The sequence below is a fragment of the Mesorhizobium sp. M5C.F.Ca.ET.164.01.1.1 genome (assembly GCF_004792125.1).
In the GTDB taxonomy this organism is placed as follows: domain Bacteria; phylum Pseudomonadota; class Alphaproteobacteria; order Rhizobiales; family Rhizobiaceae; genus Mesorhizobium; species Mesorhizobium wenxiniae.
In genome coordinates this window covers 1-281 of the sequence record NZ_SRTG01000617.1, presented here as the reverse complement: position 1 = coordinate 281, position 281 = coordinate 1, and the positions used below count along the sequence as shown (strand labels likewise).

Below are 281 nucleotides of genomic sequence, written 5' to 3'. Positions count from 1 at the left end.
AGCCGATCGGCCTTCTCGATGATTTGGCGCACCCTCGTTGTCGACAAGCCATGTTCCTGAGCCAGGTCGGCGAAACTCTTGCCCTTCAGAAAGCCGTCGACCAGGGCTATGTTCCTATCGACGGTCGGCTAAATCCCAGCAGGCGCGCGCAGTTTTCCGGCATCATTCCGTTTGTTCATCCGCTTGTCCGCGCCCCCTGCAAATCCTACCGGGCCAAATCGGTGCTTGGAAGACCCACTCATGTCATGGCCTCGGGAAAGTACAAGGCCGACGGTTATGTG

The 281-nt window shown here is 58.0% G+C and carries 1 protein-coding gene; it reads left to right on the top strand.

Going from position 1 to position 281, the window contains the following annotated elements:
• The coding region (locus EN807_RS36285) for a hypothetical protein (protein ID WP_210240039.1) at positions 1-281 on the top strand (281 nt) is incomplete at both ends.